General features: G+C 68.0%; 9 protein-coding genes. 7 read left to right on the top strand and 2 right to left on the bottom strand.

Annotation, left to right across the window (positions count from 1 at the left end):
• Nucleotides 1-8: 8 nt before the first annotated feature.
• From AC3XQU_RS03995 to AC3XQU_RS03970, 6 genes are all read left to right on the top strand, one after another.
• Complete coding sequence (locus AC3XQU_RS03995; protein WP_489872847.1) at nt 9-896, top strand: carbohydrate ABC transporter permease; 888 nt, start codon at nt 9-11, stop codon at nt 894-896.
• Nucleotides 893-1,726 carry a carbohydrate ABC transporter permease gene (locus AC3XQU_RS03990; RefSeq protein ID WP_489872846.1) on the top strand — a complete coding sequence of 278 codons (834 nt, stop codon included), beginning with the start codon at nt 893-895 and terminating at the stop codon, nt 1,724-1,726. Before AC3XQU_RS03995 ends, AC3XQU_RS03990 begins: the two co-directional genes overlap by 4 nt.
• Nucleotides 1,727-1,740: 14 nt before the next feature.
• Nucleotides 1,741-2,853, top strand: a complete 1,113-nt coding sequence (locus AC3XQU_RS03985) for an ABC transporter ATP-binding protein (RefSeq protein WP_489872845.1) — start codon at nt 1,741-1,743, stop codon at nt 2,851-2,853.
• Nucleotides 2,854-2,856: 3 nt separating this feature from the next.
• The gene (locus AC3XQU_RS03980; RefSeq protein WP_489872844.1) at nt 2,857-3,906 is read left to right on the top strand and encodes a LacI family DNA-binding transcriptional regulator; all 1,050 of its coding nucleotides are present in this window, start codon (nt 2,857-2,859) and stop codon (nt 3,904-3,906) included.
• A gap of 148 nt (nt 3,907-4,054) precedes the next feature.
• A complete protein-coding gene (locus AC3XQU_RS03975; RefSeq protein WP_489872843.1) occupies nt 4,055-6,871 on the top strand; it encodes a TonB-dependent receptor in 2,817 nt (938 codons plus the stop codon).
• 10 nt (nt 6,872-6,881) lie between these two features.
• Nucleotides 6,882-7,847 carry a glycoside hydrolase family 43 protein gene (locus AC3XQU_RS03970; RefSeq protein WP_489872842.1) on the top strand — a complete coding sequence of 322 codons (966 nt, stop codon included), beginning with the start codon at nt 6,882-6,884 and terminating at the stop codon, nt 7,845-7,847.
• 4 nt (nt 7,848-7,851) lie between these two features.
• On the opposite strand, the gene AC3XQU_RS03965 is transcribed toward AC3XQU_RS03970, so the two are convergent.
• Both AC3XQU_RS03965 and AC3XQU_RS03960 read right to left on the bottom strand, forming a co-directional pair.
• Nucleotides 7,852-8,841: an alpha/beta hydrolase gene (locus AC3XQU_RS03965; protein WP_489872841.1), complete on the bottom strand. Its 990-nt coding sequence runs from the start codon at nt 8,839-8,841 to the stop codon at nt 7,852-7,854.
• A 480-nt stretch (nt 8,842-9,321) separates the two neighbouring features.
• Nucleotides 9,322-12,111, bottom strand: a complete 2,790-nt coding sequence (locus tag AC3XQU_RS03960) for an EAL domain-containing protein (RefSeq protein ID WP_489872840.1) — start codon at nt 12,109-12,111, stop codon at nt 9,322-9,324.
• A gap of 272 nt (nt 12,112-12,383) precedes the next feature.
• Here AC3XQU_RS03960 and AC3XQU_RS03955 point away from each other — a divergent pair, with 272 nt between their 5' ends.
• Complete coding sequence (locus tag AC3XQU_RS03955; RefSeq protein ID WP_489872839.1) at nt 12,384-13,583, top strand: GGDEF domain-containing protein; 1,200 nt, start codon at nt 12,384-12,386, stop codon at nt 13,581-13,583.
• Nucleotides 13,584-13,594 lie beyond the last annotated feature (11 nt).

The raw sequence follows: 13,594 nt of genomic DNA, 5'->3' as shown, positions 1-13,594 counted from the left end.
AAGCGTCGATGACAGCTTCCCATTCCCAGCCAGGGGCGCGCCGCGGCGACGCGCTGCCGGCGGCGCTGCTGCTGGCCCCCTTCGCCGTCACCTTCCTGCTGTTCTTCTTCCTGCCCGCGCTCGAGACGTTCTACATGAGCCTCACGGAGAGCAGCCTGACCCGCACCAATGCCTTCATCGGCATCGACAACTACGTCACGCTCATCCAGGACCCATCCTTCTGGGCGGCGGTCGGCAACACCTTTTATTTCGCGCTGCTGACCGTCATCCCGCTCACGGTGCTGGGCCTGGTGATGGCGCTGCTGGTGCACCACTTCACCCGCGCCAGCAGCTGGTTGCAAGGCGCATTCTTCCTGCCCTTCGTGCTGCCGATCTCGGTGATGACCCTGATCGCCGACTGGATGCTGCAGCCGTCCTCCGGGGTAGTGAACTACGTGCTCGGCATGCAGCGCGCCTGGTTTGCCGACCTCACCTGGGCCATGCCGATGGTTGCCATCGGCACCATCTGGTGGACGGTGGGCTTCAACATGCTGATGTTCCTGGCCGGCCTGCGCAACATCCCGGCTGATTTGTACGAGGCCGCGGCCCTGGATGGCGCGCGCGGCTTCACGCTGTTTCGCACCATCACCTGGCCGGCGCTGCGCCCGGTGGTGGGCATGGCCCTGGTGCTGCAGCTGATCGCGTCGATGAAGATCTTCGGCCAGACCTACATCATGACCACGGGCGGACCCTTCAACACCACCCGCGTGACCCTGCACTACATGTACGAAACCGCCTTCACCCAGAGCGATGCCGGCTATGCGGCGGCGATCGCGGTGGCCTTCGTCGTGATCGTGGTGGCGCTGTCGCTGGCGCACGCGGGCCTGGTGCGCTGGCTGGCGAGTAGAAACGCATGAAGGCGCGCGCGAACCTGGGCTGGACCTTGGTCGGCGCCTTTGCAGCGCTGCTGCTGGCCGCGATGTGGGTGGCGCCGCTGCTGTGGGCGATGAGCACCGCGCTGCGACCCGAACACGAAACCGTCTCCGCCGTCTTCCACTGGCTGCCGCAGCAATGGACCCTGGAAGCCTTCGCCAAGGTGCTCGCCGCCGGCAATGTCGGGCGCTGGCTGTTCAACAGCGCCCTGGTGGCCCTCCTGGTGACGCTGGTGACGATGGCGCTGTCCCTGATGGCCGCCTATGCCTTCTCGCAGCTGCGCTTCAGGGGCCGCAGCCTGGTCTTCGGGCTGACCATGCTGGCCTTCCTGGTGCCTTTCGAAGCGCTCCTGGTGCCGCTGTTTCGGATGATGAACCAGCTCGGCCTGATCAACAGCTATGCCGGCATCGTGCTGCCGCAGGTGGTCGCGCCGGTGGTCATCTACGTGTTCAAGCAGTTCTTCGACGCGATCCCCGCGGACTTCCGCGAAGCGGCGGTGATGGACGGCGCGGGACCGCTGCGCATCCTCTGGAGCGTCTACCTGCCGGTGTCGGGCAACATCGTGTGGGCGATGGCGATTGTCACCTTCATCGGGGCCTGGAACAACTTCCTGTGGCCCTTCATCATCGTCACCTCGAACGACATGATGACGATCCCGCTGGGCCTGACCCAAACCTACGACGCCTTCGGGGTGCGCTACGCCCAGCTGATGGCGGCGGCCCTGCTCGGCGCGCTGCCGGTGGCGCTGGCCTATGTGCTGTTCCAGCGCCGCGTGACCCATGGCTTCCTGGCCGCCACCGGCCTCAAAGGCTAGATTACGGAGATTCGATGGCATCTGTACGCCTGCAAGGCATCACCAAACAATACGACGGCAATCCCGTGCTCAAGGGGATCGACCTGGATATTCTGGATGGCGAATTCGTGGTGCTGGTCGGCCCCTCGGGCTGCGGCAAGTCGACCCTGCTGCGCATCGTGGCCGGCCTGGAAGACGTGGGCGAGGGCACGGTGGAGATTGGCGAGCGCGTCTGCAACGAGGTGCGGCCTGCCGACCGCGGCATCGCCATGGTGTTCCAGAGCTATGCGCTGTACCCGCACATGACGGTGGCCGAGAACATGGGCTTCGCCCTCAAGCTGGCCGGCGTGCCGCGAACCGAGATCAGGGAGCGCGTCGAGCGCGCCGCCGAGATCCTCCAGATCGGCCATCTGCTCGAGCGGCGTCCCAAGGCGCTGTCGGGCGGGCAGCGCCAGCGCGTGGCGATCGGCCGCGCCATCGTGCGCAAGCCCGAGGTCTTCCTGTTCGACGAGCCGCTCTCGAACCTCGACGCGGCGCTGCGCGGACAGACCCGGGTCGAGCTGGCGCGCCTGCACCGCGAGCTGGGCGCCACCATGATCTACGTGACCCACGACCAGGTCGAGGCCATGACCCTGGGCCAGAAGATCGTGGTCCTCAATGGCGGCCATATCGAGCAGGCCGGCACCCCGCTGGATCTGTACGAGCGTCCCGCCAACCGCTTCGTGGCGGGCTTTCTCGGCTCGCCGCGCATGAATTTCCTGCCCGGCGCGCTGGCGGGCGAGGAGGGTCATGCCGCTTATGTGCGGCTGGCCAGCGGCGCGATGGTGCACGTCGCGGCCGACGCCACCCGCGCCGCGCCGGGCGCCCCCGTGACGCTCGGGGTGCGGCCCGAGCACCTGCGCATCGAGACCCGGGATGGCGTCGAGGGCGGCATTCCCGCGACCGTCACCCTGGTGGAATACCTGGGCGACACCACCATCGTGTATGTGCAGGCCGACGGCGTGCCCGAGATGGTGTCGGTCAAGTGCCGCGCCGACGAGCCGGCCCCAAGCCACGGCGCGCGCGTGCTGCTCGCCTTCGATCCGGGCCACGGCCACCTGTTCGACGCCGACGGCGCGGCGCTGCCGCGCATGCCCGGCAGGGGCTGAGCGATGAACCAGGGCGGCGGGGGAGGCCGCGCGCGGCGCCCCACCATGACCGACATCGCCAAGCTGGCCGGCGTGTCGCAGTCAACGGTGTCGCTCGTGATCAACCACATGAGCGGCGCCAAGGTCTCCAGCGAGACGCGCCAGAACGTGCTGCGCATCGCGCGCGAGCTGGGCTACCCGGTCGATCGCCACGGCCATGCCGAGCCGCCCCTGGCGCGCAACCTGATCGTCTATCTCACCGACGAGCTATCGACCAGTCCGCACGCGATGCAGACCATCGACGGCGCGCGCGACGCGGCCTGGGAGCACGATTGCCTGCTGTCGGTGTTCGCCACCCGCAGCGACCCCGAATACGAAAGCGCGGTGCTCAACCGGCTGCTGGCAAGTCCCGCGCTGCTGGGCGTGGTCTACGCCACCATCTTCACGCGCGCCGTGACGGTGCCGGCGCGGCTGGCGCCCGTGCCGACCGTGCTCCTGAATTGTCATACGCGCGACCGCCAGTATTCCTCGGTGGTGCCCAGCGAAGTCATGGGCGGCTATGCCGCGACAATGCACCTGCTCGACGCCGGCCACCGCCGCATCGGGCTGGTCAACGGCGAAGGCTGGATCGAGGCCGCGGCCGAACGCCTGAAGGGCTATCGCCAGGCCCTGTCGACGCGCGACATCCCGTTCGACGCAAGCCTGGTGCGGGAAGGCGACTGGCAGGTCAGCACCGGCCACGCGCATGCGCTGGCGCTGCTCTCGCTTCCGGACCCGCCGACCGCGCTGTTCTGCGCCAACGACCTGATGGCGGTAGGCGCGCTGGAAGCGGTGCGCGAGCATGGCCTGGAGGTGCCGCAGCAGGTCTCGGTGGTTGGTTACGACGACCAGGACATCGCGCGCTACACCCAGCCGCCGCTGACGACAGTGTTGTTACCAAACTACGAAATGGGTAGATGGGCCGCAGAAAGTTTGATCGCCCAGGTCAATGGCGGCGTGGTCCGGCGCACCAGCATGAAGATGGATTGCCCTCTGGTGGAGCGCGATTCGGTGGCCCCAAACCCCGCGGTTTGACCCGGTTCTTGAGTGCGCCACCGCGGTGCATTTTCGGCTAGGTTTGTCATATTGGTCATAAATTATGACTAATAATGAATCCAATATCGGCAGGCCCGTCCGCCACCCCGGTGGACGCAGGTACGGCCAAGAATCTCAGGAGACCTCGATGACCACCTTGAAAGTCCGCCCAGTCTGTGCGGCTGTCCTGCTGCTGTGCGCCCACATCGGTATCGCCGGCGCCCAAACCACCCAGGCGACGGGCGACCCGCTTGCCGAACCACGCGCCGAGGAAGCCGCGCGCACGGCCGGCCAGGAAGGCGCCGCGGCGCTTGCGCCGGCCGGCACGGTGGCCACGGTCCAGGTGACGGGCATCCGCAGCGCGATCCGTTCGGCCGAGCAGATCAAGCGCGATGCCGAGCAGGTGGTGGACTCGATCAATGCCGACGACATCGGCAAGTTCCCCGACCGCGCGGCGGGCGACGCCCTGCAGCGCATCGCCGGGGTGCAGGTGGGCCGCGACCGCGGCGAGACCAATTCCGTCATCATCCGCGGCCTGCCGGACGTGGCCACGACCATCGACGGCAACGAGATCTTCACCGGCACCGGCCGCCGCCTGTCCTACCAGGACTTGCCGGTACAGTCGATCGCGGGCCTGGATGTCTACAAATCCGCCACCGCCAACCAGTTCGAGGGCGGCATCGCCGGCGCCGTCAACATCCGACTGCGCGCGCCCTTCGACTTCAAGGGTTATACGGTCACCGGTTTCCTGGAAAACCGCCGCAGCCAGGTCGAGGGCAGCGAAGGCAGCAAGAAGAACAACAACCCGGGCGGCGGCCTGTTGCTGAGCAACCGCTGGCAGACCGGCGTGGGCGAGATGGGCGTGCTGGTCGACCTGGCCTACAACAAGGAGAGCTGGACCTTCCCCGTGCAGTGGGTGGACCGGCCCGACCGCATCTTCTCGGTCAGCCCCGACGGCACCGCCACCCGCCTGAACGACGACCAGCCGATCGCGCCGCTGCGCGCAGGCGACCGCCTGGGCGAGCTGCCCAACATCGGCGGCATCTACAACGCGGGCGACCGCGAACGCGGCAGCCTGCATGCGGCCTTCCAGTGGAAGATCAGCCCTGCGCTCGAATTCTCGACCCAGTACCTGGGCATGGGCTACCGCGGCGAGCACGAAGTCGACTACATCCTGAACATCGCCACCTGGACCCCGCGCCTGACCAATGTGGTGCTGGCGCCGCAGGGCGACTATTGCAACACGCGCCAGGGGGTGATCTGCCCGATCCAGGCGGCCAGCGCGCCCGCCGCGCGCTTCGGCGGCCCCTACGACTGGGACCCGTACACCGCCACCAGCACCTGGGGCGTCAAGGAGCGCACCGATACGCACTTCCTGAACTTCGGCCTGAAATACCGCGAGGGTCCGCTGTCGGTCGACACCAACCTGGCCTTCACGCGCTCGGACTTCATCGAGGACAGGGTGATCGTCGACCAGCAGATCCCCGGCGCCAGTTCCTCCGTCTACACCTACGGACGCGACGGCCATGGCGGCTACAACAGCATCACCACGCCGACCTCGAGCGCGGCGCTGCGCGACCCGAACCAGTTCGTCCTGCGCGGCATGGTGCAGAGCTGGGGCGAGAACCGCGGCGAGCAGGCGCAGTTCCGCAGCGACGCCGTCTACCGCTTCAAGGGCGACGGCTTCCTCACCGCACTGACCGGCGGCGTGCGCCTGTCCGCGCGCGAAGTCAGCTACCACAGCGGCGAGCGTGCCAACGACCTGCAAGGCGCCGTGCGCCCGTCGCCGATCGCCGCCTTCGGGCCCAGCTTCCAGACCCTGGTGCCGGGCCTAGACCGCCTGGCCGGTCCCTGGTACACCCCCTCGCGCGAATTCCTGATCCACCAGGCCGACACCGTGCGCGCATTCTACGGCCAGCCCCTGGGCCGGGTGCCGGACGACCCGATGCGCCTGTTCGAACAGGAAGAGCGCACCGCCACCCTGCACCTGGGCGCGCGCTGGAAGGCCGCGCTGGGGTCGATCGGCATGACCGGCAATATCGGCGGACGCCTGGTGAAGGTCGACCGCAAGCTCGAGGGCAACCAGCGGATCGGCGACGTCGTCACCCCGATCGAGGTCGACAGCGATGAAACCAACTTCCTGCCGAACGTGTCGGCGGTAGTGAACTGGACCGACCGCCTGCAATCGCACCTGAGCATCGGCAAGACCATTACCCGTCCCGAGTTCTCGCAACTGAACCCGGCCCTGTCGCTGATTCCGCCGACCGTCAATGCGCCGGGCACGGGATCGTCGGGCAACCCGAACCTGGCGCCGACCGAGTCGATCAACAGCGACGCCACGCTCGAGTACTACTTCCCGGACAACGGCTTCGTCCAGGTCGCGCTGTTCCACCGCGATATCGACGGCTACCTGCAGAATTTCGAGCAGAACGAGAGCATCAACGGCGTAAACTACCGGGTCAACCGTCCGCAGAACTCGGGCAAGGGCAAGCTCAAGGGCGTAGAATTCGGCATCCAGAAATTCTTCGACTTCCTGCCGGGGGCCTGGAGCGGCCTGGGCGCGCAGTTCAACTACACCTGGATCGACGGCGAGAACCAGACCCGCACCGGCTTCGACAGCGGCGCCTTCACGACCACTCAATTGGTCGGCGTGGCGCGCCAGAGCTTCAACTTCGCGCTGCTGTACGAGCGCAGCGGCTGGACCGGGCGCCTGGCGGCCACCCGCCGCGGCAAGTACGTTGAGCAGATCGCCGAACCGCGCTTCGGCCAGGACCGATATGTGAAAGAATCGACCTACGTCGACCTGAGCATCGGCTACGCGCTGAGCAAGCACCTGTCGCTGCACCTGGACGCGGTCAACCTCACGCGCGAGCGCTACGAGAGCTACCTGGGCGACCCGATCCGTCCGCGCGACATCCGCTATAACCCGACCACCTATGGGGTCAGCCTGCGCTACCAGTTGTAAAGGCAAGACGATGCAGAAGACCTACAGCAATCCGGTGTTCCCGGAGATCATGGCCGACCCCTTCGTGCTGAAGCACGAGGGGCGGTATTTCGCCTACGGCACCGCGCCCGACGGCCCCGGCGGCGGACGCTTCCCCGTGCTGGTGTCGAACGACCTGGTGGACTGGCACCGCGCCGGCTATGCCTTGTCGGTGGCGGGAGACGACCATTTCTGGGCGCCGGAAGTCGCCTTCAATGACGGCAAGTTCTGGCTGTACTACTCGTCCGGCGACAGCGAAGGCAAGCGCCACCAGCTGCGCGTGGCGGTGGCCAGCGACCCGATCGGCCCGTTCACCGATTGCGGCGTGCCGCTGGTGCCCGACCAGCCGTTCTCGATCGACGCCCATCCTTTCCGCGACGCCGACGGCCAGTGGTACCTGTACTACTGCGTCGACTTCCTGGAATTCGAAAGCGACCACCGCATCGGCACCGGCATCGTGGTCGACCGCCTGCTGGCCATGGACCGCCTGGAAGGCAAGCCGGTGACGGTCGCGCGCCCGCATGCCGACTGGCATCTGTTCAAGAAGGGGCGGGCGATGTACGACGCCGTCTACGACTGGCATACGGTCGAAGGCGCCTCGGTGCTCATCCACGGCGGCAGGTACTACTGCTTCTATAGCGGCGGGGCCTGGGAAAAGGAGAACTATGGCGTGAGCTACGTGGTGGCCGACCATCCGCTCGGGCCGTTTACGCGTCCCGAGGGCAGCGAAGCGGCCTTGTTGATGAGCTCGCGGCCCGGCCAGGTGATCGGGCCGGGCCACAACTCCTTCACCAAGTCGCCCGACGGCAGCCAGGACTGGATCGTCTACCACGCCTGGGATACGGCCATGACGGGGCGGCGCATGTGCATCGACCGGCTGGTATGGAACGGCGACCGGCCGACGACGGTCGGGCCGACCTTCACGCGCCAGCCGGCGCCGGCGGGGCTGGTCGCCTAGCCGCCTAGCCCGCGCGGGCGTGCCCGGTCTGGGCGCCATGCGCCTGCGCCAGGCGCGCATCGATCCAGGCCTGCGCATGCAGGCAGGCCGCGCGGCCCATCTCGGTGGGGAAATGAATCAATCCATGGGGCGCTTCAAGCAGGTCGACCAGTTCGACCGGGGCATGCGCGGACCAGCGCTGCGCCATCTGCAGCGTGTCGTCGCGCAGCGGATCGCGCCCGCCGGTGAACATCAGCGCCGGCGGCATGCCTTCCAGGTCGCCGTAGAGCGGGGACAGCGGCGGCGCGCGCCGCTGCGCGTCGCTCATGCCGGGGGTGAGCAGGTGCAGGGCGGGCAGCATGGCCGGGCCGTCCAGCACCAGGGTGTCCGGCCCGGCCGCGCGCACGCTCGGGCTGCCGGCCAGGTCGTACACGCCGTAATACAGCACCGCGCCTTCGATGCGGTGCAGGAGCCTGGGCCGGCTCTTGAGTTCGAGCAGCATGGCCGCGGCCAGGTGGGCGCCGGCCGATTCTCCCAACACCAGTAGCGGCAGGCCTGCGCAGCCGGGTAGCCCGTCCCCGAGCAGCCAGGTGGCGGCGGCCAGGCAATCGCCGATCATTGCCGCGATCGGCGCCTGGGTCGCCAGCCGGTAGCCGACCGACACCACCACCACATTGCAGGCGCGCACGATGTCCGCGTTGAGCGCATCGTTCATTTCCGGATTGCCGATCACCCAGCCGCCGCCGTGGATGTCGAGCACCACGCCGCGCGGCGTCCCGGCAGGGCGCAGCACGCGCACCGGCACCTGCACTCCGTCCGCCCAGGCCATGTGGGACTGCACCCGGATGCCCTTGCGGCGCAGCCGCGCGTCGGCCCCGAGCTGGGTCAGGCGCAGCAGCGCCTGCCCGAGCAAGGGCGTGATGCGGTGGCGGTAGCGCACGCGCGGCATGAGGGCCAGCTTGCGGTTAAAGCGCCGCAAGTCCTCGACCATGCGGGCGTCGACAGGCATCGGCATCGCCGGGATCCTTTTCAAGGCCTGACCGGCATCCAGGGCGGTTCGCCGGCCGGGCGCAACATCGCTTCCAGCCGGCTGCCACCCAGCGCCGCCATCTTCGTTTTCATATGCCATCCTTGCCTGAACTCGATGGCGCATCGTACAACGATTCCAGGTGGTGCTTGTGTCGCCGGCAGGGGAAACGATACCAATCGGTAGATTCGGAGGGCCTTGCTTCAGGAATGCTGAGGCGAGGCCTCGTCAATTCTTACGAACCCGCGAGCTGTCCCTGCCTAAGCCATGAAAATTGCGCGGCAACACTTCCTCATTGAACCAATCGGCCAATCGGGGTCAGGTCTGACATTCGGACACGAGCCCAGCCTTGCGCCAGCTGAGTCCGTGTCCGAATGTCAGACCTGACCCCGGGGTGGAGGGCTTTTCGAGCCGCGTCTTGTGTCAGCTGAGTCCGTGTCCGAATGTCAGACCTGACCCCGGGGGGTGTTAGTGCGTCGGCGCTGGTGGGGCGTTGCTTGCTTCGATGACGGTGCGCAGCTCGGACAGGGGCATCGGGCGGGCGAGGTGGTAGCCCTGGGCCTGGTCGCAGCGCGCGGCGCGCAGCAGGTCCAGCACCTCGCCGGTTTCCACGCCTTCGGCCACCACCGCCATGTTCAGGGCGTGCGCCATGTCCACGAAGGCCTTGATGAAGTCGAAGCTGGAGACGTCTTCGTCGTGCTGCGTCACGAAGGAGCGGTCGAGCTTGAGGACGTCGATCGGGAAGCGCCGCAGGTAGGCCAGGCTCGAGAAACCCGTGCCGAAGTCGTCCACCGCCAGGCCGATGCCCAGGCGCTTGAGTTCGCGCAGCATCTTCGCGGTGTGCTCGATGTCTTCGATCAGGGCGCTTTCGGTCAGCTCCAGCTCCAGGCAATCGGGTGGCAGGCCGGTGTGCGCCAGCGCGGCGCGCACTTCGTCGACGAAGGCCGGCTGCGCCAGCTGGCGCGCCGACACGTTGACCGACACCGCGATCGGGCGCCCGTATTGATCCATCAGGCGCCGGGTCTGGGTGCAGGCCTCGAACAGCACCCAGCGGCCGATATCGACGATCAGGCCGGTCTCCTCGGCGATCGCGATGAACTGCTGCGGCGGCACGCGCCCGCGCTCCGGATGGTTCCAGCGGATCAGGGCTTCCATGCCGACCAGCTCCATGCCGGCCAGCGCAATGCGCGGCTGGTAGTGCAGCTCGAACTCGCCGCGCGCCAGCGCCGGGCGCAGCGACACTTCCAGGGCCATGCGCACCTGGGTGGCCACCGTCATTTCCGGCTCGAAGAAACGGTAGCGGTTGCGCCCCGAGCCCTTGGCGCGGTACATCGCCGTGTCGGCGGTCTGAAACAGCATCTCGCGCGTCTGCGCGTCCCGGGGGAACATGCTGATGCCGATCGAGGCGCCGATGATCATGTCGATGCCGCCCACCGTTACCGGCGCGGTCAGCACCTCGAGCAGCTTGTCGGCGATGCGCGCGGCGGCCGGCTGGCCGGTGGCGCAGTAGGCGGCCACCACGAATTCGTCGCCGCCCAGGCGCGCGATGATGTCGTCCGGACGGATCACGCGGCGCAGGCGCGCGGCCACTTCGCACAACAGCACGTCGCCCATCTCGTGGCCGAAGGAGTCGTTGACCTCCTTGAAACGGTCGAGGTCGAGGAACATCACGGCCACCGCGCCGCCGTAGGCGCATCCGTCGAGCATCTGCTGCACGCGTTCGCCCAGCAGGGCGCGGTTGGGCAGGCCGGTGAGGGTGTCGTGGGTCGCCAGCTGCTGCAGGCGGGTCTCCGCGGCCTTGCGCCCGGTGATGTCGGTCATCAGGCCGGTCAGCGCCAGCGCCTGGCCGTCGGCGCCGCGCTTGATGCTGCCGTTGAACAGGACGTGGATGTGCAAGCCATTGCGGTGCCGCAGCACCGCTTCCAGGCCCTGCACCGTGGCCGGTTCGTCGGCGCCCAGGGTCGCCAGCGGGAAGGACACGAACAGGTCGGCCAAGCGCAGCGACAGCAGCATCTCGCGCGGATAGCCCGCCAGGGCGCACAGGGCGGGATTGACGTCGCGCAGCAGCCCGTCGGGACTGGCCACCAGGTAGCCGGCCGGGGTCATCTCGATCACTTCGCGAAAGCGCTGCTCGCTCTCGCGCAGCTGGCGTTCGGCGTGTTCGCGGTCGCTCAGGTCGCGGATCACGGCCAGGAAGAATTCTTCGCCGTCGTCGTCGAAGCGCGAGATCTGCACTTCGGCCGGGAAGCGGCTGCCGTCCTTGCAGCGTTTCTCCATGCGCAGCAGCTGGGCCTGGCCGGCGCGCAGCCCGGCCAGCACCGCATGCCCGCCGGGCAAGCCGAAGTTGACCTCGGTGACCTGGCGGCCGAGGAATTCGTCGCGGCCATAGCCGAAGCGCGCGCAGGCCTGGTCGTTGACCGAGACGATACGCAGGGCGGCATCGACGATCATGACGCTGTCGCCGGCCTGGTTGAACAGGTTGCGGAAGCGCTGTTCGCTCTTGCGCAGCGCTTGCTCGGCCTGGCGCTTGGCGTCGATGCCGTGGAAATAGACCGAGATGCCATCCGCGTTCGGGTAGACCCGCACTTCGATCCACAGCGCGTGCGGCTCCCAGTAAACCTCGAAGGTGTCGGGCTGGCGCGTCTCCATCGCCAGCACGTAGCGGGGCAGGGCCTGCGAATGCTCCAGGTCGGGCGCCACCTCCAGCAGCTGGCGTCCGATGACGGCGGCGGGGTCGACGCCGACGAAGTCGCCCGCCTTGCGGTTGGCGTAGGTCAGGCGCCAGTTGCTGTCGACGGCGAAGAAGGCGTCGCCGATACTTTCCAGCATGCTGCCCAGCGCCGCCTCCGAGCGCAGCAAGGCCTTGCGGGCATGCTGCTGATCGGTGATGTCGCGCGCCGACAGGTACATGCGCCCATGCGCCTGCGACCAGCGCGCCGACAGCGACATCAGCACCTCCCGGCCGTCCTTGCGGCACACGCGCACCGCGACGTTCGAGCGCTCGGGATCGACGGTGCGCAGGCCGCCTTCGAAGGCGATTCCCAGCGCATGCTGCTCCGGGTGGACCAGGTCGGTGTAGTGGCGGCCCACGAGTTCTTCCGGCGCATAGCCGAGCAAGGCGCGCGCGGCGGCATTCGCGCGCTGGATGCGCCCGCCCGCGTCGAGCACGACCATCAGGTCGAGCGCATTGTCGATCAGCGCTGAATTCTCGGCGGCGAGCAGTGCAAGCGCGTCCGGCAGGGGGGCGATGAGGTTCACGGTAGTGGCAGGTGCGCGGCGCGGGCCGCCTGGAAACGATCGGGAGCGTGTGTGTGACAAGGGCGCATGTCCGAGTATAACCATTTCCCGATGGAAACTACCCATGCTGGGCGAAATTACGACACCTGGCGCGCTGTTTCGGGTGTACTGGGTCCGCCCAGCGCGGCCGCAGTAGTGTTTTGCCAACGTGGCGGGGCGGAATGGGCGCCTGTCGCATACTAGGTCTAGTCTGGTAGACAGGGAGTAGCTGACATTTTCCGGGACACGTGGCGATGACGATCGACGAGCCAACCTTGACGACGGTACTGGGCCTGGTGTCGCTGGCCGCCAGCGCGATGTTCTTCGCGCTCGGCGTGCTGGCGCGCCAGATCGCCGGCGTGCGCTATTGGGCGGTCGGCTGCCTGGCCTTCGGCTTCGCCACCGTGCTCGATGGCCCGCGCCTGATCGACGACTGGCGCTGGGCGTCGCTGTTCTTCAACATCCCCTTCGGCATCGGCCACGCCTACATGCTGACCGGGACGCTCGACTTCTGCCGGCATTCGCACAGCCGCCTGCTGTTGCCGGCGGCGGCCGCGGTGGCGGTGGTGCTGACGGTCGCCTTCACCTTCGTCCATCCGGATACGGCCTGGCGCATCGGCACCCTGTGCGCCTACCAGGCCGTGTTCAACCTGGGCTCGGCCTGGATCATGTTCCGCTATCCGGATGCGTTCTCGCGCAAGGCCTTCTACGTGGCCGGCGCAGTGGCCCTGCTGCAGGGTTTCACGGCCCTGGCCCAGGGCGGCCTGGTCGTCACCAGTTCCCTGGATTTCGACTACGGCGCGCCGCAGCTCCCGATCGCCAACACCATCAGCTGGGCCGGGGCGCTGCTCAGCGCCGTGATCGGCAATTCGATGCTGATGCTGCTCATCATGCTGCGCCTGGTGTCGGAGGTGAGCTCCGCGGCCGACCACGACCTGCTCACCGGCCTGCTGAACCGGCGAGGCATCCGGCGCACCTTCGACGCCCTGCTGGCGCGCCAGCCGGGGGAGCGCGGCGCCGTCGGGATCCTGTTGCTCGACGTCGACGAGTTCAAGAAGGTCAACGACACCCACGGACATGAAACGGGCGACCAGGTGCTGGCCGCGATGGGCGCGGTGCTGCTCGGCGTGAGCGATGCGCATGCCACCGCCTCGCGCTGGGGCGGCGAAGAATTCTGCGTGGTCGCCGAAGCCTGCACCCGGCGCTCGCTGCTCGAGCTGGCCGAACTGGTGCGCCAGCGCTTCGCCGCGCGTACCGCGGCGCTGCCCGGGCTGCCCCGGGGCTGCACGGTCAGCGTGGGCGTGGCCATGATCGATGCCGGCGCTCCGCTCGACGTACAGGCGCTGATCGCGCTGGCCGACACCCAGCTCTACCGCGCCAAGCGCGGCGGGCGCGACCGGGTGATGGCGGCCGCGCCGGACGGCGCCCTGCAGGACGTGTCCTCGACCCGCTGACCCGGCGCCGG

This window comes from Telluria sp. AZSoR62, from assembly GCF_058111565.1.
Note: the sequence above shows the minus strand (reverse complement) of the source record. Positions and strands in the feature narration are given on the sequence as shown.